Consider the following 23308-nt stretch of genomic DNA (forward strand, 5'->3'; position numbering starts at 1 on the left):
GGGCATAAGATGGGCAAGAAAATCTTGGTTGTGGATGATGAGGCTTCCATCGTGAAACTTGTGCAATTCAACCTTGAAAAAGAGGGTTTCCAAGTAGATGTAGCTTATGACGGCGAAATGGCTTTGGATATGATGAAAAACGGCTTTCCCGACCTGCTTATCTTGGACCTGATGTTGCCCAAGCTGGACGGTTTGGAAGTGTGCCGCCGGCTGCGCCAGGAGAAGAAGCACATCCCCATTTTGATGCTAACCGCCAAAACGGACGAATTTGACAAGGTGTTGGGATTGGAATTGGGTGCGGACGATTACATGACCAAGCCATTTAGTCCGCGGGAGTTGACCGCCAGGGTCAAGGCGATTTTGCGCCGTATTGACGCTTTAAAAGGAATGGAGCAGACGGAAGAGAAAGAAGCGTTGATGCGTATTGGAGAATTGGTGATCGACCCTGAGGGTTATGTCATCACCAGGAACGGAGAAGAGATCGATTTGACGCCAAAGGAGTTTGAGTTATTGCTGTACATGGCCAACCACCGGGGGAAGGTGTTGTCGCGGGATCAATTGTTGAATGCGGTTTGGAATTATGATTACATTGGCGACTCCCGTATCGTTGATGTGCATGTGAGCCATTTGCGGGAAAAAATTGAAACGGACTCGCGTAGCCCGATCTATATTAAGACCGTCCGCGGGATCGGGTATAAATTTGAGGGGCCCAGACGGGGATGAGGTCGCTGCGCGCTCGCATTACTTGGTCTTTTCTCCTTTTGATCGGTTGCTCCGTCTTGGGGACGGGGATCTTCGTTGCGTTGTTGCTCCGCTCCTCCTATATCGATTCCTTGACGACGAGGCTGGAAACGGAAGGGAGGATGCTGGCAGAAACCATCGCCTGGACAGACTCCCACCCTTCACGGCGTCAGTTTCAGCAGGTCGCTGAAGTTTATGGGAAAGCGCTAGATGCACAGATCACCATTTTCGACAAAAACGGGCGTGTGCTGGGTGACTCTACGGGTGATCTGTCGTTGAACTACAAGGCGTATCCCGAAGTGGAAAGCGCGTTGCAAAAGGAAAAGAAAGATCCGACGGTTATCAGAGACAATTTTTTGCACGCGGCCCTGCCGGTGGAACGGGATGGTGACGTAGTGGGTGCCATCCGGATTTCACTGGATATTCAAGAGGTGAACCAGTCATTAGAAAAGGTGTGGGTTTCCCTCGCTTTGGGGCTGATGATCGCGTATGGTTTGGCAGGTTTCTTCAGTTCCCGCATCGCCAGTAGCGTTACCAGCCCACTGGAGGAAATCACCCAAGTGGCTAGAGATATCGCCCAGAAGAAATTCCACCGGCGCGTACAACAGACAGGGAAAGACGAAGTGGCCCAATTGGGGCAAGCGATCAACCGTATGGCTCACAGCTTGCAAAAACAAATGGAAACGATTAGGAAAAGCGAACGCCGCTTGCACAGCATCATCGAGTCACTTGAATCTGGATTGATCATGATTGACCCGACAGGCAAGGTGAGCTTGGTCAACCGTTCCTTTGAACGGCTGTTTGGCGTGCCGGCGCAAGACATCATCGGTCGCTCCTATAAGAAATTGACCTACCCGTACGATTTGACGGATTGGATTACAGAGTGCGCGGAATCGGGAGAGCGGATGAGAAATGAAATCCAGATTTATTTCCCGGAAGAACGAATGCTAGAAGCCAATTTGGCGCCCATGTGGGTGGAGCGGAACGGCGTGGGGGTGGTTGTCGTTTTGCACGACCTGACGGCGATCCGCCGCCTGGAACAGTTGCGCAAGGATTTTGTGGCCAATGTGTCGCATGAATTGAAAACGCCTATCACCTCCATCCGTGGGTTTTCGGAAACGCTTCTTGACGGAGCCATGGGCGATCCCGACACTTGCCGCGAGTTCCTGCAAATCATCAATGAAGAAAGCTTGCGTTTGCAAAGGTTGATCGGGGAGTTATTGGATTTGTCCAAAATCGAGTCAAAACAGATCAACTTGAAGAGGGAGCTGATCCGTATCGATCAGATGGTTCAGTCGGTGGTGAAGACCATGGAGGAACGGTTCCGCGCCAAACAACAAGCATGGAGTGTAAAGATTGCAGAACCGTTTGAGGTAGAGGTTGACAAGGACCGGTTCCGACAAATCTTGCTGAATCTGTTGTCCAACGCAAGCAACTACACACCACCCGGTGGGCGCATCACCGTCGAAGTGGAAAAGCGCGACGAGAGCTGGTTGTGCAAAGTGTCTGATACTGGCATTGGCATTCCCAAGGAAGACCTTCCCCGCGTGTTTGAGCGGTTTTACCGAGTGGACAAAGCCCGTGCGCGCGACTCCGGCGGCACCGGGTTGGGTTTGGCGATTGTCAAGCATCTAGTTGAAGCCCATCAAGGAGAAATCGAGGTGTCGAGCCAAATTGGGCAAGGCACCACTTTCACCCTCTCTTTCCCAATGACGAAAAAAGACAGGAACACTTAGGTGCTCCTGTCTTTTTCATTTACAAAACGTTTACATCCCATTTATTTTGCAATAAAGGTAAAGGCTTATAGTACAAGTGACGAAAGGAAATTATTCATTTCTTTTAGGGGGAAAACGCTTATGTTGAAGAAGGGGCTTATCCTCGGCGCAACATTCACACTCGCTTTCAGTGCCCTTGTTGGTTGCGGTGGGCAAAAACAGAACGATAGCGGTGGGAAAGGACTGAGCGGAGCGATCAAAATCGATGGTTCTTCCACCGTGTATCCGATCTCCCAAGCAGTGGCGGAGGAATTTATGAAAGCCAATCCTGATGTGAATGTAACCGTTGGCGAATCGGGCACTGGCGGGGGCTTCAAAAAGTGGGCCAGCGGTGAAATCGACATTTCTGACGCGTCTCGTCCGATCAAAGATGAAGAAAAAGAAGCCGCGAAGCCAAACGGAATCGAACCGGTTGAAATTCCTGTCGCTTATGATGGCATCGCGGTGGTTGTAAATAAAGAAAACAACTTCGTCGACAAATTGACCGTTGACGAATTGAAAAAAATCTGGGAGCCCAACTCCAAAGTGAAAACCTGGAAAGACGTCCGTGACAGCTTCCCGGCGGAGCCGATCAAATTGTACGGACCGGGAACCGCTTCGGGTACGTTTGATTACTTCACGGGTGAAATCGTTGGTGAAGAAGGGAAAAGCCGCACCGACTATACTGCATCCGAAGATGACAATGTACTGGTCAAAGGGGTGCAAGGCGACAAAGGTGGATTGGGCTACTTTGGTTATGCCTACTACCTGGAGAACAAAGACAATCTGAAAATCGTTCCAATTGATGCGGGCAAAGGCGCTATCGCTCCGACCGACCAAACGATCCATGATGGAACTTACTCACCTCTGTCCCGTCCGGTGTACATTTATCCAAGCAAAAAATCTTTGCAAAAGCCGGAAGTGAAAGAATTTGTGAAGTTCTATCTGGAAACGGCGAAAGACCTTGTCAAAGAAGTAGGCTATGTCCCACTGCCGGATGCGAAATATCAAGAGGGTCTAAGTAAAGTGAAATAATCTAGCATGGGAACACCATGCGGAAGTTGGGGCCTCTTTCTCACACGGGAAAGGGGTACCCGTTTTTCTTGCGTTTTAACGATAGAAAGGGGAGTAACCATGTCCCAGTTGGCCGAAAAGAAGAATTTTTTTCGCAAGGAAAAGACTTGGCGAGAGAAGATGGAAGCCTTGATCCCCGGCTTTTTACTCCTGTGCGGGTTGTTGTCGGTGCTAACCACCGTGGGGATCGTGTTCACACTTATCAAAGAGACCGCCTCATTTTTTGCGGAAGTGCCGTTTGTCGACTTTATTACTGGAACGAAATGGACGGCGCTTTTCAGTGAAGATCAGCGCGAATTCGGGATTTTACCTTTGCTGATCGGATCGTTGCAAATCACATTGGGTGCTGCGGTGGTCGCTGTGCCACTTGGCATCGGCAGTGCCATTTATTTGAGCGAATACGCACCGGAGCGCATCCGCCGGGTAATCAAACCGGTACTGGAGGTGCTGGCGGGCATCCCGACGATTGTGTTTGGTTATTTTGGTGTCACGTTCGTCACGCCCTTATTGCGCGATTTTTTTCCTGATATGGACTTTTTTAATGCGTTGAGCGCAAGCATTGTGGTCGGGATCATGATTCTGCCGATGATCGCCAGCCTGAGCGAAGACGCGATGCGGTCGGTGCCCCGCAATATCCGCGAGGCGGCGTACGGATTGGGTTCTACCCGTTTGGAAGTCTCTTTGAAAGTGGTATTGCCCGCGGCGTTGTCAGGTATTGTGGCTTCTTTTGTGCTGGCGCTTTCCCGGGCAGTGGGTGAAACCATGGCGGTGACCATCATTGCGGGATCGACGCCGAGCATGTCATTTAGCTATTTGGAATCGATCCAAACGATGACCGCATTTATGGTGCAGGCGTCGACTGGGGACATCTCTTATCACAGCCTGCCTTATTATTCCATTTATGCGGTGGGAGCCACCCTGTTTGTAATCACGCTCACTATGAATTTGTTGGCGCTGTATATCTCGCGCCGCTATAAGGAGGAATATTGATGGCGGCTGAAGAGTTGATGTCCAAACACAAAACGGCTCTAAATCACGAACGGGCCTTCGACGAAGAGCGCAAAATCGCGTCCCGGGTGAAACAACGCCGCGGCCGAAACCGATTGGCACATGGGCTGTTTTTCTTGGCGACGCTGGTCGGGGTGCTGGTGCTAGCCGTCCTGCTGTTTGACATTTTCCAGCGTGGCTGGTCTTATGTGACGGCTGATTTCATGAACAATTTCGCCTCCAGGTTTCCATCGCGGGCGGGAATCAAAGGCGCCCTGTGGGGCTCGATCTGGTTGATCGCAATCACGGCACCGTTGACATTTATCATTGGCGTGGGTGCTGCGATCTATTTAGAAGAATACGCCAAAAAAGGGTGGATCAGCACGCTGATTCAAGTCAACATCAGCAACTTGGCGGGAGTCCCCTCCATTGTGTTCGGTATGCTGGGGCTGACCATCTTCGTGCAAATCTTGGCGTTGAAAAAAAGCGTGCTGGCCGGCGGTTTAACCCTTACTTTGCTCATTTTGCCAGTGGTGATTGTGGCGGCGCGCGAGGCCATCGCCAGTGTACCCAACTCCTTGCGTCATGCATCACTTGCAATGGGAGCAACGAGATGGCAAACCATACAAAAGGTTGTCCTTCCTTATGCCTTGCCGGGGATTATGACGGGCACGATTCTGGCCTTGTCGCGTGCGATTGGCGAAACGGCACCGCTGATCATGGTGGGGGCCGCCACGTTTTTGGCCTTTACGCCGGGCAGTGTGTTTGATGAGTTTTCCGCGTTGCCGATTCAGATTTACAACTGGGTGGCGCAACCCAAAGAGGAATTTTCCAATTTGGCTGCGGCCGGAATCATCGTCTTGCTGGTCATCTTGCTCACAATGAACGGACTAGCGATCTTCCTGCGTAACAAATTTCAGCGGTAAACCGCAAGAAGGAGAGATTGTGGTGAATCCAACGGCGATTTCAGTGAAGAACTTGGATTTATATTATGGCGAGAAACAAGCGCTAAAAAATATTCATGTCGATATTGATGAACGGTCGGTTACGGCGTTGATCGGGCCTTCCGGCTGCGGAAAATCCACTTTTTTGCGTACATTGAACCGCATGAACGACCTGATTCCCAATGTGCGGATTGAAGGGCAAATTCTAATTAAAGACACGGATATTTATTCTGACGAAGTAGACGTGGAAATGCTTCGCAAACGGGTGGGCATGGTGTTTCAAGCTCCCAACCCTTTTCCCAAAAGCATTTATGAGAACGTCGCGTACGGTCCGCGGATTCATGGACTAAACGATAAGAAGAAGCTGGATGAGATCGTTGAACGGAGTTTGCGCGGGGCGGCCTTGTGGGATGAAGTGAAAGACCGCCTCAAGGACCGGGCGACAGGATTGTCCGGCGGACAACAACAACGCTTGTGCATTGCACGGGCCCTAGCGGTAGAACCGGATATTCTCTTGATGGATGAACCCACCTCAGCCTTGGACCCGATATCTACCCTGAAAGTTGAGGAGCTTGTGCAAGAGCTGAAGAAGAATTACACGATTGTCATTGTAACCCATAACATGCAACAAGCGGCGCGCATCTCCGACAAGACGGCCTTTTTCTTGAACGGCGACCTGATCGAGTACAACGACACGGATAAGCTGTTCTCCAATCCGGATCATCAACAGACGGAAGAATATATTACTGGCCGTTTCGGCTAATGCCCGGCAGATAAGGAGGCGTTTGGCATGCGTCAATTTGACCAGTCACTTAAAGAAGTGAAGCGCGTGTTGCTCACCATGGGAGAAAAATTGGAAATCGCCGTGGACAAGGCTGTTCGTTCGCTGGCTATGCAGAATGACATCTTGGCCAAGCAAGTGGTGTTAGATGATAAAGAGATGGACCGCCTGGAGACAGTGATCGATGACACTGTCGCCAAACTGATAGCGACCCAGCAACCGGTGGCTAAGGATTTGCGCCTGTTGATCGCCGCGATCAAAATCGCGTCCGACATGGAGCGGATGGCCGATTTGGCAGTCAACATTGCCCAAGTCACGATTGAGATGAAAGAAAGCAATTTGGTGCTGTTCAAAGAGTTGATCGATATTCCCAAAATGGCGCAGATCACGCAGAAGATGGTGAATGATGGGATCAATAGCTACATTGACGGCAATACCGATTTGGCAAAACAACTGGCCAAGACGGACAATCAGGTTGACCAGATGTATTACGATCTGCTCAAAGAGCTCAGCTTTTACATGCAAGAGAAGCAACATGTCGAAGTGGCGATCAAACTTTGTTTCGTCGCCCGGTATTTGGAACGCATCGCCGATCATGCGACCAACATCGCGGAAAGCGTTGTGTATATTGAGACCGGTAAGCAAGTTGACTTGAATTAACCCCCCTTTTTTCAACATAAGCGATCATGATATAGACAGCCCCCTCTGATGAGGAGGGCTGTTTTTGTTGCAAGCATATGTAGCTCCCCGCTGGTAAGAAGTTTGTTGCTATAAATAAAAATAAATACGTTTTACACGAGGGAGTACGGTTAATTTTCGTTTACAAATCGTAATGGTTACGATATATTAGGTTGGAAAAAGAGTGAGGGGGCAATAGGTAATGCAAAAGAAGATTCCAGTGACCGTGTTGAGCGGGTATCTCGGTTCAGGCAAAACGACGATTCTTAACCATGTTTTAAATAACCGGCAAGGGTTGAAAGTGGCGGTGATTGTGAATGACATGAGTGAGATCAATATCGATGCAGATTTGATCGGAAAAGAAGCCAATCTATCCCGCACCGAAGAGCGGCTGGTGGAATTGTCCAACGGGTGCATCTGTTGCACATTGCGGGAGGATTTGCTGAAAGAGGTGGAACGGCTGGCCAGGGAGCAACGCTATGACTACATATTGATTGAATCGACGGGGATCAGCGAACCGATTCCGGTTGCGCAAACGTTTACCTACTCCGATGAAGAGAATGGCGTTGATCTTCCTTCCTTGTGCCGATTGGATACCATGGTTACCGTGGTGGATGCCAACCGGTTTTGGCATGACTTCTCTTCTGGGGAAAGCCTGATAGACCGCAAGCTAGCATTGGGAGAAGATGATACGCGCGACGTGGTCAGTTTATTGATTGATCAAATCGAGTTTTGCGATGTGTTGATCTTAAACAAATGCGACTTGATCTCCGAGGCAGAGGCGGATCAGTTGGAAGCGGTGTTGCGCAAACTGCAACCAAAGGCCCGATTTATTCGGGCGGTGCAAGGGCAAATCGACCCAAAAGAGATTTTGCACACCCACCTGTTTGACTTTGAGGAGGCTAGCCAATCGGCCGGATGGCTGAAAGAGTTGCAAGAGGAGCACACTCCGGAGACGGATGAGTACGGCATCACCTCGTTTGTGTACCGCCGGCGCAAACCGTTCCATCCAGCGCGCCTGAACGATTGGTTGCACCAATGGCCGGAAGAAGTGGTGCGGGCCAAAGGGATCCTGTGGCTGGCTACTCGGAATGAATTCGCTGTGCAATTCAGCCAAGCTGGCCCGTCGATCCAGCTGGGCGCGGAAGGATATTGGATCGCGGCCCTGCCAGAAGAAGAGCGGCGTGAGGTGTTGGCCGAGTATCCTGAGATTCAAGCAGAATGGGATGAAAAGTACGGAGACCGGATGACGGAGTTAGTGATGATCGGCATCGATATGGATCATGCACAAATCGAAGCGCAGTTGGACGCCATCTTATTGACGGATGAAGAGATGGAGCTGGATTGGCGTCTCTTGCATGATCCATTGCCACAGGAGGATGGGGTAGAGGAAGAATGGGTAGCTGGCCAGTGAATAAAAGCCCGGTGACGAATCAACGTCACTGGGCTTTTTTATATACATCGAGCATTTGTTCGGTTTTTGTTACCGAAAAACTGGAAGCGTGATTTTTGCTCGTGTTACAATAGATAAGTATGAATGAAAGAGGCATAAGGTAGTGAATTTTGGAAAAAGGTGTGAATGCATTCGTGAGCAAGTTGATATTGGTGGACGGCAACAGCATTGCTTATCGCGCGTTTTATGCGTTGCCGCTATTGACAAATTCAAGCGGCATCCATACCAACGCGGTGTATGGGTTTGCGATGATGCTGATGAAAATCCTTGAAGAAGAGAAGCCCACCCATATGTTGGTGGCATTCGATGCGGGAAAAACGACTTTTCGCCATGAGAGTTATCAGGAATATAAAGGAACCCGGCAGAAAACGCCAAGTGAGTTGGCGGAACAAATTCCGCTTGTAAAAGAACTGTTGGAAGTCTTTCAAATCCCCGCCTTTGAAGTAGAAAACTATGAAGCAGATGACATCATCGGCACCTTGGCCAAAGCGAGTGGAAGCCAAGGCGTTGAGACATTGATCGTTAGCGGAGACAAAGATTTGTTGCAACTGGTGGATGAGCATGTTCGGCTTTTGTTGACCCGCAAAGGGGTGACAGAGACTGAGTCTTACGACATCGATGCCATCAAGGAGAAATACGGGTTGACTCCCGCCCAGATCATCGACTTAAAAGGGTTGATGGGGGACTCGTCAGACAACATCCCCGGCATTCCTGGTGTAGGCGAGAAGACAGCGTTGAAATTGTTGGCGAAGTTTCCCACTGTAGAAGAAGTGATCGCGCATGTGGATGAATTGCCCGGCAAAAAACTGCAAGAAAAAGTGCGCGAACATCAAGAGCAGGCGTTGCTCAGCAAAAAGCTGGCCACGATCTATACGGAAGTGCCGCTTGATTTCGGATTGGATCGCTTGCAATTGCCTGAACGGAATACAGAGCGCATCGTCGAGTTTTTCAGAAAGATGGAGTTTAAAACGTTGTTGTCGAGGGTGCACAAGCAAGACCATGCGGAAAAGGGTGAGGCGGTCAAAAACGAGGTGGATGTCCGGGAAGTGGCATCCCTGTCCGACTTGGAAGAAATGGTGGACGTGTTCAATACGGGATCGCTTGCCTTGTTTATCGAAACGTCGGAGGACAACCCTCATCACGCGGATGTGGTTGGATTGGCCATTTCAGATGGTCAGGCCCAGTGGTACCTGCCTTGGGAAGTGGCGGAGCAAAGCGATGCGGTTCGGGGTTGGCTTGCGGATGAGGAGCGCGACAAGCTGGTTTATGACATGAAGAAAACGCAGATCGTGTTGGCGAACAAAGGAATCATGGCCGCGGGTCTCTCCTTTGACGTCTTGTTGGCGGCGTATCTATTGGACCCTTCCGAATCGCAATTGGAGTTGAGTGATATCGTGTCCCGCTATGGGGACGAGCCGATTCCGGCGGATGAGGATGTGTATGGGAAGGGGGCCAAGCGGAAGGCGATTACCGGAGAAACGTTGGCTCGGCACTTGGCTGCCAAAGCGAAAGCCATCCATCAAGTCACGCCGGTGCTGAAGCGAGAGTTAGCGGAACTCGATCTGGATCAATTGCTGTTTGAGTTGGAGATGCCGCTTGCCAGTGTGCTGGCCGAGATGGAGCGCCAAGGCGTTTTTATTGACCAAGCCCGTCTCGAGGAGTTAGGGGTGGAGCTGAAGCAAAGCTTGGATCGGCTGGAGCAGGAGATTTACGAGTTGGCGGGGGTGACTTTCAACATCAACTCCCCCAAGCAACTGGGAGAGATCCTGTTTGACAAACTGGGTCTACCCGTTTTGAAGAAAACGAAGACGGGATATTCGACGAGTGCAGATGTGCTGGAAAAGCTGGCGCCCCAGCACGAGATCGTCGACAAGATCCTGCATTACCGGCAAGTCGGCAAATTGTATTCCACGTATATCGAGGGGTTGAAGAAAGAGATTGGCGCCGACGGCAAAATTCACACTCGGTTTAACCAAACCGTCACTGCGACGGGCCGCTTGAGTTCGACCGAGCCCAATTTGCAGAACATCCCGATTCGGATGGAAGAAGGGCGGCGTATCCGTCAAGTGTTCATCCCCTCCGAGCCGGGCTGGCACATCTTGGCTGCTGACTACTCACAGATCGAATTGCGCGTGCTGGCCCATATCTCTGAAGATGAGCAGTTGCAAAAGGCCTTCAAAGAAGACAAAGACATTCACACGCAAACGGCTATGGATGTGTTTGGGGTGGCTGAAGACGAAGTCACGCCACTGATGCGTCGGCAAGCGAAGGCGGTCAACTTCGGGATCGTGTACGGGATCAGTGGCTTCGGCTTGGCTAGAGGGTTGGACATCCCTCAAAAGGAAGCGCGTGAATTCATCGATCGCTATTTTGAAACATTCCCTGGTGTGAAACGCTACATGGATTCCATTGTGGAGCGAGCGCGCAAGGATGGATTTGTTACTACGCTCTCTGGTCGGCGCCGTTACTTGCCAGCGATCAACGCCAAAAGCTTTGGTGAACGCAGTTTTGCGGAGCGAACCGCGATGAATACGCCCATCCAAGGGACGGCGGCGGATATCATCAAGTTGGCGATGGTGAAATTAGCCCAAGCGATGAACGAGCGGAAGCTGGCGAGCCGGATGTTGTTGCAAGTGCATGACGAATTGATTTTTGAAGTGCCGGAAGCTGAACTGGAGGAGATGAAAGAGCTAGTCGTAGCGGTGATGGAAGATGCATTGCCGCTGTCGGTCCCACTGTCCGTCGATGTGAACAGTGGCAAGACCTGGTATGAAGCAAAGTGATTTGGCATCAGTCACATAGAAGATGAGACAAGCCGTCATCCTTGACAGGGTGGCGGCCTTGCGTTGATTATTGCATTGGGGAGGGAGTAGATCATGCCTGAATTGCCAGAGGTAGAAACAGTACGAAAAACATTGGAGCGGTTGGTGGTCGGCAAGACGATCAAGGATGTGACGGTCAAGCTGGGCCGCATCATTCAACATCCTGATGACGTGGAACAATTTCGCCATCATTTGGTGGGTTGCACGATTACTGCCGTTCAGCGCCGGGGGAAATTTTTGAAAATCATTTGTCCGCCATGGGTGCTTGTATCCCATTTGCGGATGGAGGGAAAGTATCGGTTAGCGGAGGAAACGGAGCCGCTGGAGAAGCACACGCATGTGATATTCCATTTTACGGACGGCGCGCAGTTGCGTTATCGCGATGTGCGCCAATTTGGCACGATGCATTTATTTACCATGGGTGAAGAGGAGCAACACAAACCATTAAAAAAACTGGGGCCGGAGCCGTTATCGGACGCGTTTACCTTGGAATGGTTTCAATCCACGCTGGTCAAGCGCAAGGCCAAAGTAAAAGTGGTTTTGCTAAATCAGGAATATCTCGTCGGCTTGGGCAATATTTATGTGGACGAGTCCTTGTTTGCCGCGGGGATTCATCCCGAGCGTGCCGCGTCGTCGTTGACGGAGGAGGAAGTGGCGCGGTTACACCAGAGCATCAGGAAAATCCTCGCTGAAGCGGTAGAAGCGGGTGGTTCCTCCGTTCGTTCTTATTTGAACGGCGAGGGTGAGATGGGAATGTTTCAACTCAAAATCCAAGTGTACGGCCGCAAAGGTGAACCGTGTCGAAAATGCGGCGCGCCGATCGAGCGGATCGTAGTAGGTGGACGAGGCACTCACATCTGCCGGACTTGCCAAAGGTAACCCCGCCCTGATCCTCTTTCATAAGATGGGAAGTATCAGCCCATCTTAAAGAGGTGATTGATTATGTGGCACGTGTTATCGGTGATGTGGTTAGCACTGGCGGTGAGCATGGACGGGTTTGGGGCCGGAACGACTTATGGGATGAGAAAAGTTCGCATTCCTTTTGGCTCCATCTTGATCATTGCTGGTTGTTCGGGGATGGTCATTTATTTAGCGATGTTAATGGGACAAGGGATTTCTCATTTCCTTCCACCTGCGTTGACCCATGGGATTGGAGCTGTTCTCTTTATCGCGATTGGCTTATTTGCGCTGTCGCAAGCAGGTAGGGCGCCGAAGAAAGTGGAAACGAAGGCGGCCGCCCTACCGCCAACCAAACCTGCCGAGCCCACCATTTGGACGTTTCAGCTTGAGAAGTGGGGATTGGTTGTGCAAATATTGAAAACGCCCATGGTTGCGGATATGGATGAATCCGGCACGATTTCAGGATATGAGGCTGTTTTGTTGGGAACGGCCTTGTCGTTGGATGCTTTTGCCGCGGGGGTAGGAGCTGCGTTCATCGGGATGTCCCCACTGGTGGCGGCGCTGGCGATTGGGTTGATGAGCGCAGTCTGCCTGCGCGCGGGCATGTGGTTCGGCTTCAAGTACGCCGAACGCGCCCGTTTTCGTTGGATGGGATACGCGCCCGGCGTTTTTTTGATCATATTGGGCTTGTTACGGTTAATTTAGAGGAGCGGTGTGGATGATTTTTGGATTGACCGGTGGAATTGCGACGGGAAAAAGCACTGTGGCCGAGATGTTGCAACGGCACGGGGCAGTGATTGTCGATGCGGATAAGGTAGCCCGGCAAGTCGTCGAGCCAGAGGAAGAGGGCTTGAAGCGGATTGCGTCTGTTTTCGGCGACGAGGTGATAAGCCGGGAGGGGACGCTTGACCGGCCCGCGCTGGGTCGCATCATTTTTCATGATGAAAAGGCGCGGCGCAAGCTGAATGAGTTGTTGCACCCGCTCATCATGGATAAAATGCGGCGGGACACGGAGAAGGTGTGGCAGACTGAGCCGCACGCGGTGGTCATATGGGATGTGCCGCTATTGATTGAAGAAAAAATGACCGACCTAGTAGATGAAGTGATTCTGGTTTATGTGCCGCAACGGGTTCAATTGGCTCGGTTGCAGGCGCGAGATCATCTTGATACCGACGAGGCGGCTGCGCGCTTGGCGGCACAACTGCCGATTGATGAAAAAAAAAAGTGGGCCGATTATGTGATCGACAACAGCGGAACACGGGAAGAGACTGAGATGCAGGTGGCGCGCCTATGGAGCGAACTGTGCGCAAAAGTTGGCTGAATCCGGTCAAGGGAACATGGCCAGGTCGGAAAAAGGCCTGGGTGTTGCTGGCGCTTTTGTGGGTGTTGTGCATGATTGTGGCCCATTGGTTGGAATGCCTGATTTATCCTTTGCGGTATGAGGAGTTGATCCTCAACAGTGCCGAAGCCACCGGAGCAGATCCGTTTTTGATTATGGCAGTGATCCGAGTGGAGTCCAGATTTCAGCTGGACCGAGTATCGGCGGCGGGCGCACAAGGGTTGATGCAGCTCATGCCGGAAACCATGGATTGGATGATCCGCCGGGGCGGGTTTTCGCCGGCGCTCAAGGAGCACATCCGCGATCCGGCGATCAACATCCATATGGGCGCTTGGTATCTTGCGTATTTGACCAAGCGGTACCATGGCAACAAAGTGGCGGCAATTGCTGCTTACAATGGCGGACACAACCGTGTCTCGCGTTGGCTTGACCAAGGTGTTTGGGATGGAACGAGGCAAGGAGCGGTACGGATTCCTATCAAGGAGACCCGGGAATATGTGTACCGGGTCAGCCATTACTATCAGAAATATAAAGAATGTTATCAAGATTTAATCAAAGAACAATAATTTGATTAAATGTGCGAGCCTGTTCCGGATTTGGGACAGGTTTTCGTTTTTATATTGAAAAATGTGTTATACTGTTTATAATAAAAAAGAGAGATGGTATGTAACATATAGCGGAGGGGAGAGCGGCTTCATGGCTGTGCGTATTGCAATCAATGGTTTGGGACGAATTGGACGGATGGTGTTTCGCAAAGCAGCACTTGATCCTGCTTTGGAAGTAGTGGCGATCAATGCGAGCTATCCAGCGGAAACGTTAGCACATTTAGTGAAATATGATACCATACATGGCATGTTTGCTGGTGAAGTGGAAGCGGTTGAGCAAGGGTTGATGGTGAACGGCAAACTGGTTCGCCTGGTGTCCAACCGCAACCCAGAAGAATTACCTTGGGCGGAACTGGGTGTGGATATTGTCATCGAAGCAACAGGCAAGTTTTGCGACCGCGAGGGTGCGTCGAAGCATTTGAAAGCTGGGGCTAAAAAGGTTGTTATCACGGCACCGGGCAAAAATGAGGACATCACCATCGTGTTGGGTGTGAATGAAGAAGCGTACATTCCCGAACAGCACGACATCATTTCCAACGCGTCCTGTACCACCAACTGCTTGGCCCCTGTAGCGAAAGTGTTGCATCAAGCGTTCGGGATTGAATACGGTTTGATGACGACGGTGCATGCTTATACCAATGACCAAAAAAACCTGGACAATCCCCACAAGGATTTGCGCCGGGCTCGCGCATGCGCCCAATCCATCATTCCGACGAAGACGGGAGCGGCCAAAGCGCTGGGATTGGTGCTGCCAGAATTGCAAGGGAAGTTGAATGGCTTTGCATTGCGGGTGCCAACCCCTAACGTGTCTGTAGTTGATTTGGTCGCCGATTTGAAAGTGAAGGTCACAGCGGAAGAGGTTAATCAAGCCTTAAAAGAAGCGGCCGAAACAAAGATGAAAGGCATTCTGCAATATTGTGAAGACCCACTCGTTTCTTCCGACTTCAACGGCAATGAGCACTCCTCCATCGTTGACGCTCTGTCGACGATGGCAATCGGCGAGCGCCAAGTGAAAGTGCTCGCTTGGTACGATAACGAATGGGGTTACTCCTGCCGCGTGGTTGATTTGGCGAAATATGTGGGTGAGCGATTGGCATTGGAAGTGACCGTCTAACGTGTTAAAAACCCTTCTCCACTGTCGGAGAAGGGTTTTTGCGTGCCAAATGCCTAATGCAAATGGTATATCGCCTTAAACGCGCCGCCGGCATTCCTGGATGTAAAAAGGAATGCCGGCGGCGCGTACGCCATGTGCGTCTACCGTTTGATGGGGATGTAGATGTCATACATGTTGTCTGGCGCATCAGGATCGTGGGTGACTGGTGTGTAGCGGTGATCGTACATCTCTAAGCCCAATGTGCTGTGATCTTTGCGGTACCCCATCTTTTCAATCCATTTCCACGCGCGCTGATAGGTGGCGGGGACGTTCCTTATCGAACCGCGATGGGTGAAAACTGCGTAACGTTGGGAGGGAACGGTGAATGACAACATCCCTTCAGGCACATTTTCGGCCAACTTCACTTCAACGGCGACATAACAAGTAAAATCTGTCACCCGGTCATGGCAGGGGCAGACAAAAGAACCGGGGCGAACCTGATGCGGGATTTCGTGAATTCGTTTAACTAACTGCTCCCACACTTTGGGGATTTCCCTGGACATGGTGTACGGTCCCGTCCAACCGAATCCGACGATCTGAAAAGATTCTTTGGTAATGATCCTTCCTTGCATGAGCGCCCCCCTTGGTATATGAGGAAAGAATATATGTTCTCAGGATTATTGTAAATCATATTCAGAATACGAACAAGATTCCTGCGATATTCCCATATCAGCGCGAAATTGGACGTCAACCTAAGGCTTATGGCTCTTCGATATACGCCCATTTGAATGAGTACGACGGGCCGAACGGATGGCGAACATGCCCCTTCACTCTTTGTTTGATGAGGGTGGTGTCATTCACATAATAGAGCGGGATGGCGGCATGGTCTTCCACAATCAGAAATTTTTCCGCTTGGGCCAGGTACTTTACTTGCTTTTGAACTTGAGGTGAATTGGCGGCGCGTTTTAGTGTTTCATCATAGGGTTTGTCTTTGTACCCTCCGGTGTTGGCGGGATGGCCGCTGGTGAATGTTTCCAACAGAGTGTAAGCATCGGGATAAGTGGCCACCCAATCGGACAAGGTGAGGTCAAACTCTCCCCTTTTCTCCAATCGATACTTTTCAGCCCGTGACGTCGTGTTCAGCAACAGGTTTAGACCCAGCACCTGTTTCAGTTGCTTTTTCAGTTCAACTGCCAGTTGCATGCGGTCATCCTCATAGCTGAGCATGACCAGGGCCGAAGGCGGTTGGCTGATCCGCAGTTCTTGCATGCCTTCTTGCAATAGGGCGCGGGCTTTGCCTAAGTTGGCCTTATCTGGTGGCAAAGGGGCCTCTTCACGAAATGCGGAACGGAAGCCTTTCATAGACGGTGGAATCAGTCCGCCTGCGGGTTGCGCTTGGCTTTTCAGTACAGAGACCAACTGTTCTCGGTCGATCGCCAGGCTGATCGCTTGTCGAATCTTTTTGTTTTGGAAAAACTTGTTTTTGCTGTTGAACCGAATATATTGGGTTGTCCATAGTTGGATGGAATGGAATTCGGGCGTATTGGCGTAAGCTTGGGCGAATTCACGAGCGATTCGGGTGATATCAATTTTGTCGGCATTGTATAAATTAATCGTTTGCGTGGGGTGGTTGGACACATAGAAGATGATATAATCCAGCTTCACCTGTTCCTGATCCCAATACCGTTCGTTTTTTTTCAGGACGATGGTGCCGTCGGCCGACACATCAAGAATGACAAACGGGCCGTTGAGCTTGAGGTTGAGTAAGGTGCTTCTGTTTGCGTTTGGCGGCTGGGTAAATTCGCGTTGCGGCAAAAAGGGAGTGAGAGCCAGCAATGTCAAGAAGTTGCGCGTGGGTTGGGACAATCGGACTTGAAGCGTTTCTTCGTCGACCACGGTGATGCCCACTTTATCGGCGCTCACTTCCCCTTGATGGTAACTCTGCGCGTTGACAATCGGATAAAACAGGTAAGCGTTGGGTGAATCGGTTTTCGGGTGCAAGGTACGTTTCCATGCTCGCGCGAAATCGTACGCCGTAACGGGTGCCCCATCTTGCCACAAGGCGTTTCTAAGCTGAAATGTATATACCGTTTGGTCGGCGCTGACGCTCACTTTTTCTGCCATAGCTGGGATGGGCCGGTTGTTTTGGTCCAGCCGCATCAAGCCTTCGGCCACTTGATTTAGGATCAGCGTCTCGTTGGTGTCCACGGCGAGCGAAGCGTCCAATCGCCAGATTTCATGGGGAATCGTCAGCCGCAGGGTTTGTTCATTGGTTAAGATGTCGTTCGCGGTGGTGGTCGATTGGCATGCGGCCAAACTAAACAATGAGAGGAGAAGTAAACAATTGCGCAACATAGACATGGGATTCCCTCCTTCACTTGCATGGAACCAGAGCATATGAGTTATTATAGCGTGCGGGTTTGAAGGCCAAATGGTAGAGAATGCGCGTTTTCATTAAGCCTTGGTTAATTTATGGTTGAGGAAAAACAGAGAATATGTGACGAGTGGATAACGAAGGGGATAGGATTTTTCTGTTGACAAAATAGCATTGATTTGCTGACGTTTATCTTTAAAATGATAATATAGTCGATATTTGTGATTTTTAGGTATCGCATTCCTTCCGTTGCTAAGGCAGGTAGGATAAAGGAGGAACGGATTCTTGAGATGTCCATTTTGCAATCACAATGGCAGCCGGGTGCTGGATTCGCGTCCGGTGCACGAGGGACGTGCTATTCGCCGCCGCCGGGAGTGCGAAAAGTGTGAGCAACGCTTCACCACGTTTGAAATGGTGGAGGAGCAACCGTTGATTGTTGTCAAAAAAGAAGGAAGCCGTGAAGAATTCAGCCGAGAGAAGTTGCTTAGGGGCTTGATTCGCGCCTGTGAAAAGCGTCCAGTGCCCCTGGAACGCCTGGAATCGCTCGTAGTTGAAATCGAGCGGGCTCTGCGGCAGGCAGGAGTGACGGAAGTGCCTTCCAAGGAGATCGGGGAAATGGTGATGGAGCGGCTGATGGAAATTGATGAAGTGGCCTATGTCCGGTTTGCATCGGTCTATAGGCAGTTCAAAGACATAAATGTATTTGTGAATGAACTGGAAGAGTTGTTAAACCGTTCAAGAAATGCGTTGGCAGAAGAGAAAAAGCGGGGCGGTGCCGTATAATTCATTGCCAAATAAGGTTTGGCTTCAAGCGTTGGTTGTATGTTACAATGATACAACCTGACTGAGGCAACATTGGTTCGAGGAGGCCGGTTGATGGCGATATTCTGGAAAGATATCGGCTGGCGCTGCCGCTCGGGACGCCCTGTACACAGTGCTGATCTTATGAGTCTCATCCATTTGTATCAACCGATGATCGGCGCATCGGCCATGTCGTTATACATGACCTTGGCGTATCAGCTTCCCCTGACCCGCGCGGGGGTATCAGAGATTCACAGTCACGCCTATCTGTTAAAGCTATGTTCGTTTAATACAGAGCAACTCTTAAAAGCGCGTCATCTGTTGGAAGGGGTGGGGTTGCTCAATGTATATGAAAGAAAAGATTCCCAACACGGCTCATTCTATGAGTATGAGTTGATCGCGCCGCTTTCTCCGGTGAAATTTTTCCAAAGCGACATATTGAGCATGACGCTGTATCATTTCTTGGGAAAAGAAGGCTACCTTGCGGTGCGGGAGTTGTTGATTGATAAAGAATCGGTTGCCAAACAGCCGGATGGCGGCCAGGTAAAAGATATCACCAAGTCGTTTCAAGAAGTGTTTGAAAGCCTTTCTCCCGCAGATTTGGCTAGGGAAGCGGAACAAAACCGCGACACCGTCTGGTCGGGCGTGGAGGGCGATGAGAGCTTGGCGGAGGGAAAAGAACCGCAACTGCGGGAAGACATTGATTTTGCGATGTTGAAAATGCGACTTTCTTCCATTGTTGAGGATGATTGTTGGACAAACGAATTGATGCGGGATTTGATGCAAATTCGCTTTTTGTACCAATTGGACGATTGGGCCTTGTTAAAAGCGTTGCAGAATCCCTATGTGACCAGGCATGGGCGTATTGATGTAGATCGGTTGCGTGCTTACATTAAGAGCGAATACCGCTTGCGATTTGGGGGAGCACCGATTGTATCGCATCGAGCCGCCCCCAAAGAAGTGGAAGCGGCCACTCCGGCGACTGTGCCAACTGCCAGTTCGGAGCCGCTGTCTGAAGAAGAAAAGCATTTTCAGCAATTGGCGCAGATCTCCCCGTTGGAGTTATTGGCCTTTTACCAAGGCGGCTCCCGTATTCCCGACAGTGATGTGGAATTAGTGGAGACATTGGTCAGGGAATACGGTTTACCGCCCGAAGTGATTAATGTGCTGTTAGAATACGTTCTCCTGAAATATGATTACCGTCTGCCGCGCAATCTGGTGGAGAAGATCGCCGGCCATTGGAAGAGACGGGGGATCAAAACGATTCAAGAGGCGTTGGAGCAAGCCCGGAAAGAAACGTGGGAGACAAACAAGAAAAAAGAAGCCCCGCGCAAATCCAAGTCTAAAGCCAACAAGAGAGAAGAAAAACTGCCGCAAGCGCTGCAATCGCAATGGGACGCCAACCAGGAGGATGAAACGGCCCTTCCCGCCTCGGAAGAGCTTGCCGACAAACAGGCGGCGATTCAAGCCAAATTGCGCCTGATGAACGAACGGTTGCAAGCCAACAAGACGGGCAAGGAGCATTTGCCATAAACACGTGTTTTGGCCGGGGGTTTGATAAAAATCAAAAAAACATTAAAAAAGTATTGCTTTTGCATAAACCCCCGTGCTATAATCTTCTTTGTCAGCAAATGATTCTCTTATTCTTAAATGGTTCGGTAGCTCAGTCGGTAGAGCAGAGGACTGAAAATCCTCGTGTCGGCGGTTCGATTCCGTCCCGAACCACCATTCGCGGAAGTGGCTCAGGGGTAGAGCATCGCCTTGCCAAGGCGAGGGTCGCGGGTTCGAATCCCGTCTTCCGCTCCAATCTAATATGCTGGGGTGGCGGAATAGGCAGACGCACAGGACTTAAAATCCTGCGGTGGGTGACCACCGTGTCGGTTCGAGTCCGACCCTCAGCACCAAATGCGTGCCCCCGGATGCACACGGATTGATGCCGTTGTGAATTCGGGGGCTTTTATTGTTGATGGAGCAGATTGTGAGCACGGGCAGACAAGGTTTTCTGTTTGTGATAACATAGCATATTGAATCGAGTTTCGACCGAATGGTTGGAGGGTGGATAGCATGTCAAACATTGATGCGATCTTGAAGCGGGCTCTGGACGGAGAACGTCTCGGGCTTGAGGATGGGATCGCTTTATGGGAAAGCAATGAGATTGAGAAGCTGGGCCAAGTGGCCAATCAGCTGATGTTAAGAAGACATCCCGAACCGATTACCACCTTCGTAGTCGGACGCAATATTAACTACACCAACGTGTGTGACACTTATTGCCGTTTTTGCGCTTTTTACCGTGCGCCAGGCTCCAAAGAAGGCTATGTATTGCCGAATGAGATGATTTTCCAAAAAATACAAGAGACGATCGACGTTGGCGGCACCGAAATTCTGATGCAAGGTGGAACCAACCCAGATTTGCCGCTGTCCTACTACACGGATTTGCTTCGCGAAATCAAAAAACGGTTTCCAACGATTCATATGCACTCCTTTTCTCCAGCGGAAGTGATGAAGATGAAAGAAGTCTCCGGCTTGTCGTTGGAAGAGGTTGTGCGGGAATTGAAGGAAGCCGGGTTGGACTCTATTCCCGGAGGCGGAGCGGAAATTCTGGATGATGAAATCAGACGGAAGATCAGCCGCTTAAAAGGCTCTTGGCGGGATTGGATGGATGTGATGCAGACGGCTCAACGCCTCGGCATGACGACGACCGCTACCATGGTGATCGGCTTTGGCGAGACGTTGGAGCACCGCGTCAAGCATTTGTTGCGCATCCGGGAGGCGCAGGATCAAACCAACGGATTCTTGGCGTTCATCGTCTGGACGTTCCAACCGGACAACACCAATTTGAAGCGCGAAAAGCTGGGGGCGGAAGAATACCTCAAAGCGGTCGCTGTCAGCCGCATCATGTTGGATAACATCCCCAACTTGCAGTCTTCCTGGGTGACGATGGGACCAGAAGTGGGCAAGTTGTCCCTGCAATACGGATGCAATGATTTTGGTAGCACGATGATTGAAGAGAATGTCGTTTCGGCGGCGGGAACCACGCACAAGGTGAACAACAACCTCATCTTGCGGCTGATTCGGGAAGCCGGCAAAATTCCGGCGCAACGCAACACCCATTATCGCATTTTGCGCGTGTTTAAGGATGACGAACAATTCGAGCATGACTTTGTGATGCAGAACTAAGGCGTGTCTGGTGAATCACGCGTAGCGAGGTGCTCATCGGGAAAAGATGTTTTCATCAGACATACACTAAAACAGCATGGATGCTTTAAGAAAACTCCGCAACGGTTGCGGGGTTTTTTTGTTTTCAATAATGGTTTGTCCGTGTGAATTGCTCAGATGTGGCAGATGCCGCGACCGCCTTTTCTTTGGATGAATAATTTAGTTTGGAAAAATTTAGAGGGCTGTCGTTTGGCAGAACCGCAAAGGGGAAACGACATGAGTGTGTTACAAATGACTGATATGAGCACGGGGCGAATGTTGTCCATCATTCGTGACGGGTTGCGGAAAACGCGGCAACCCAAAAAAGTGATCGTTGTCGGGGCTGGTATGGCCGGGTTGGTCGCCGCCTCGCTGTTGAAACAGGCGGGGCATCAAGTGAAAATCATTGAGGCCAGCTCTCGGGTAGGAGGGCGCGTATACACGCTCCGCAGTCCATTTGCCCAAGGGGAATACTTGGAAGCGGGGGCGATGCGCATCCCCAATGTCCATCAGTTGACACTGGCTTACATCAAGAAGTTTGGTTTGCCGATCAATCCGTTTATCAATGCGACCCCCAATGACCTGATTTACACCAACGGGGTGCGGACAACGGCCAAGGAGGCTGATCGCAATCCTGATATCCTGCGGTTTCCCGTAGCGGCTATAGAAAGGGGCAAGTCCGCGGACGAATTGTTCCTGGCTGCTTCGCGGAAAATTCTCGACTTCGTCAAGCGCAATCCGAAGCGCAACTGGCCCATCGTCGTGCGCCGGTTCGACCACTATTCACTAGACACGTTTTTAAGACATAATCCGGTAGGCCCAAGACTCTCTCATCAGGCGATCGACATGATTCAGATCATGCAAGATACCGAAGGCATTTCGCAACTTTCGTACATTCAGACCCTGCAAGCATTTCAGCTTCTTTATCAACCGAACATCCGGTTTTATGAAATCACCGGTGGCAACGACAAGCTACCCAAAGCGTTCTTGCCTCAGTTGCGGCGGGACATCCTGTTTAACCACAAGATGACGAAGATCTCCCAACGCAATGGAACGGTCACCATCCATTCAGTGCATACGAAAACGAAACAGCCTGCCAAGACGATGGGGGATGTGGCGATTATTACTGTCCCTTATTCGCTTTTGCAATTGGTGGAAGTGGAACCCAAGCACCTTTTCTCCTACGGCAAGCGCAAAGCGATTCGCGAATTGCATTACGCACCAGCCACCAAGATCGGAATCCAGTTTAAACGCCGTTTCTGGGAGCAGGAGGGACATTTAGGTGGCAAGATTGTGACTGATTTGCCGGTGCGCTATGCATTTTATCCCAGCCATGGCTTGGGCAAGCGGGGACCAGGCACGGTGCTGGCTAGTTATACATGGGAGGATGACGCTTTGCCCTGGAATGCGTTGAAACAGGAAGACCGAGTGCGACAAGCGTTGGAAGATTGGGCGAAGCTGCATGGGAAAAAGGTGTTTCGCGCGTTTGACACCGGAACGTCGTGGAGTTGGTCCCAGTATCAATATAGTGGCGGCGCGTTTGTGCTGTACCGGCCTGGGCAGCAGAATGAGCTGGGTTCTCACTTGGCCAAGCCGGAGGGGAGAATCTTTTTTGCAGGCGAGCATGTATCCTCCACACCGACTTGGATTCAGGGGGCGATCGAGTCAGCGATTCGTACAGCGGTGGAAGTGCATCAATTTAAAGGATAAGACAATAAAATATCTCTATTTCATAGATTTGGTTTCTCAATTTTGATATTTTTAATA

20 protein-coding genes and 3 tRNA genes are annotated in these 23308 nt (G+C 50.7%); 21 read left to right on the forward strand and 2 right to left on the reverse strand.

What is annotated here, in order from left to right:
- Positions 1–9: 9 nt before the first annotated feature.
- The 14 genes from QQZ12_RS02525 to QQZ12_RS02590 all read left to right on the forward strand — a co-directional run bounded on the left by QQZ12_RS02525 (position 10) and on the right by QQZ12_RS02590 (position 15192).
- Positions 10–723: a response regulator transcription factor gene (locus QQZ12_RS02525; protein ID WP_102991870.1), complete on the forward strand. Its 714-nt coding sequence runs from the start codon at positions 10–12 to the stop codon at positions 721–723.
- The gene (pnpS, locus tag QQZ12_RS02530; protein WP_102991871.1) at positions 720–2477 is read left to right on the forward strand and encodes a two-component system histidine kinase PnpS; all 1758 of its coding nucleotides are present in this window, start codon (positions 720–722) and stop codon (positions 2475–2477) included. The genes QQZ12_RS02525 and pnpS overlap by 4 nt, the downstream gene beginning before the upstream one ends.
- A 120-nt stretch (positions 2478–2597) precedes the next feature.
- Positions 2598–3530 (forward strand): PstS family phosphate ABC transporter substrate-binding protein, encoded by a 933-nt coding sequence (locus QQZ12_RS02535; RefSeq protein WP_102991872.1) that lies wholly within the window; start codon positions 2598–2600, stop codon positions 3528–3530.
- A 99-nt stretch (positions 3531–3629) separates the two neighbouring features.
- Positions 3630–4559, forward strand: a complete 930-nt coding sequence (pstC, locus tag QQZ12_RS02540) for a phosphate ABC transporter permease subunit PstC (RefSeq protein ID WP_102991873.1) — start codon at positions 3630–3632, stop codon at positions 4557–4559.
- Positions 4559–5482: a phosphate ABC transporter permease PstA gene (pstA, locus tag QQZ12_RS02545; protein ID WP_425436563.1), complete on the forward strand. Its 924-nt coding sequence runs from the start codon at positions 4559–4561 to the stop codon at positions 5480–5482. The genes pstC and pstA overlap by 1 nt, the downstream gene beginning before the upstream one ends.
- A 22-nt stretch (positions 5483–5504) precedes the next feature.
- Positions 5505–6263, forward strand: a complete 759-nt coding sequence (gene pstB, locus QQZ12_RS02550; protein WP_223248049.1) for a phosphate ABC transporter ATP-binding protein PstB — start codon at positions 5505–5507, stop codon at positions 6261–6263.
- 27 nt (positions 6264–6290) lie between these two features.
- On the forward strand, positions 6291–6941 hold the full coding sequence (gene phoU, locus QQZ12_RS02555; RefSeq protein ID WP_102991875.1) for a phosphate signaling complex protein PhoU: 651 nt from the start codon (positions 6291–6293) through the stop codon (positions 6939–6941).
- 220 nt (positions 6942–7161) lie between these two features.
- Positions 7162–8373, forward strand: coding sequence for a GTP-binding protein (locus QQZ12_RS02560; protein WP_106342027.1), 1212 nt, complete (start codon positions 7162–7164; stop codon positions 8371–8373).
- 173 nt (positions 8374–8546) lie between these two features.
- Positions 8547–11195 (forward strand): DNA polymerase I, encoded by a 2649-nt coding sequence (polA, locus tag QQZ12_RS02565; RefSeq protein ID WP_284723917.1) that lies wholly within the window; start codon positions 8547–8549, stop codon positions 11193–11195.
- A gap of 93 nt (positions 11196–11288) precedes the next feature.
- Positions 11289–12113 (forward strand): DNA-formamidopyrimidine glycosylase, encoded by an 825-nt coding sequence (gene mutM, locus QQZ12_RS02570; RefSeq protein WP_102991877.1) that lies wholly within the window; start codon positions 11289–11291, stop codon positions 12111–12113.
- A 63-nt stretch (positions 12114–12176) separates the two neighbouring features.
- Positions 12177–12839 carry a sporulation membrane protein YtaF gene (ytaF, locus tag QQZ12_RS02575; protein ID WP_102991878.1) on the forward strand — a complete coding sequence of 221 codons (663 nt, stop codon included), beginning with the start codon at positions 12177–12179 and terminating at the stop codon, positions 12837–12839.
- A 13-nt stretch (positions 12840–12852) separates the two neighbouring features.
- A complete protein-coding gene (gene coaE, locus QQZ12_RS02580) occupies positions 12853–13455 on the forward strand; it encodes a dephospho-CoA kinase (protein WP_102991879.1) in 603 nt (200 codons plus the stop codon).
- Entirely contained in the window at positions 13425–14039 is a 615-nt protein-coding gene (locus tag QQZ12_RS02585; RefSeq protein WP_102991880.1) for a lytic transglycosylase domain-containing protein, read from the forward strand. The genes coaE and QQZ12_RS02585 overlap by 31 nt, the downstream gene beginning before the upstream one ends.
- 130 nt (positions 14040–14169) lie before the next feature.
- A complete protein-coding gene (locus QQZ12_RS02590; RefSeq protein WP_102991881.1) occupies positions 14170–15192 on the forward strand; it encodes a glyceraldehyde-3-phosphate dehydrogenase in 1023 nt (340 codons plus the stop codon).
- A gap of 140 nt (positions 15193–15332) precedes the next feature.
- On the opposite strand, the gene QQZ12_RS02595 is transcribed toward QQZ12_RS02590, so the two are convergent.
- Positions 15333–15803: a GyrI-like domain-containing protein gene (locus QQZ12_RS02595; RefSeq protein WP_102991882.1), complete on the reverse strand. Its 471-nt coding sequence runs from the start codon at positions 15801–15803 to the stop codon at positions 15333–15335.
- Positions 15804–15930: 127 nt separating this feature from the next.
- Positions 15931–17532: a peptide ABC transporter substrate-binding protein gene (locus QQZ12_RS02600; RefSeq protein WP_181352844.1), complete on the reverse strand. Its 1602-nt coding sequence runs from the start codon at positions 17530–17532 to the stop codon at positions 15931–15933.
- Between the two features lie 298 nt (positions 17533–17830).
- Between QQZ12_RS02600 and nrdR the strand changes: the two genes are divergently transcribed.
- The 7 genes from nrdR to QQZ12_RS02635 all read left to right on the forward strand — a co-directional run bounded on the left by nrdR (position 17831) and on the right by QQZ12_RS02635 (position 23251).
- A complete protein-coding gene (gene nrdR / locus QQZ12_RS02605; RefSeq protein WP_022735855.1) occupies positions 17831–18328 on the forward strand; it encodes a transcriptional regulator NrdR in 498 nt (165 codons plus the stop codon).
- A gap of 93 nt (positions 18329–18421) precedes the next feature.
- Entirely contained in the window at positions 18422–19879 is a 1458-nt protein-coding gene (locus QQZ12_RS02610) for a replication initiation and membrane attachment family protein (protein WP_102991884.1), read from the forward strand.
- 119 nt (positions 19880–19998) lie between these two features.
- Positions 19999–20074, forward strand: a tRNA-Phe gene (locus QQZ12_RS02615).
- Between the two features lie 3 nt (positions 20075–20077).
- Positions 20078–20152, forward strand: a tRNA-Gly gene (locus QQZ12_RS02620).
- A gap of 9 nt (positions 20153–20161) precedes the next feature.
- A tRNA-Leu gene (locus QQZ12_RS02625) sits at positions 20162–20250 on the forward strand.
- A gap of 160 nt (positions 20251–20410) precedes the next feature.
- Positions 20411–21523, forward strand: coding sequence for a cyclic dehypoxanthinyl futalosine synthase (mqnC, locus tag QQZ12_RS02630; RefSeq protein ID WP_284723918.1), 1113 nt, complete (start codon positions 20411–20413; stop codon positions 21521–21523).
- A gap of 255 nt (positions 21524–21778) precedes the next feature.
- Positions 21779–23251, forward strand: a complete 1473-nt coding sequence (locus tag QQZ12_RS02635; RefSeq protein WP_223248050.1) for a flavin monoamine oxidase family protein — start codon at positions 21779–21781, stop codon at positions 23249–23251.
- The last annotated feature ends 57 nt before the right edge of the window (positions 23252–23308 follow it).

The sequence above is a fragment of the Laceyella tengchongensis genome, assembly GCF_900182735.1.
In the GTDB taxonomy this organism is placed as follows: domain Bacteria; phylum Bacillota; class Bacilli; order Thermoactinomycetales; family Thermoactinomycetaceae; genus Laceyella; species Laceyella tengchongensis.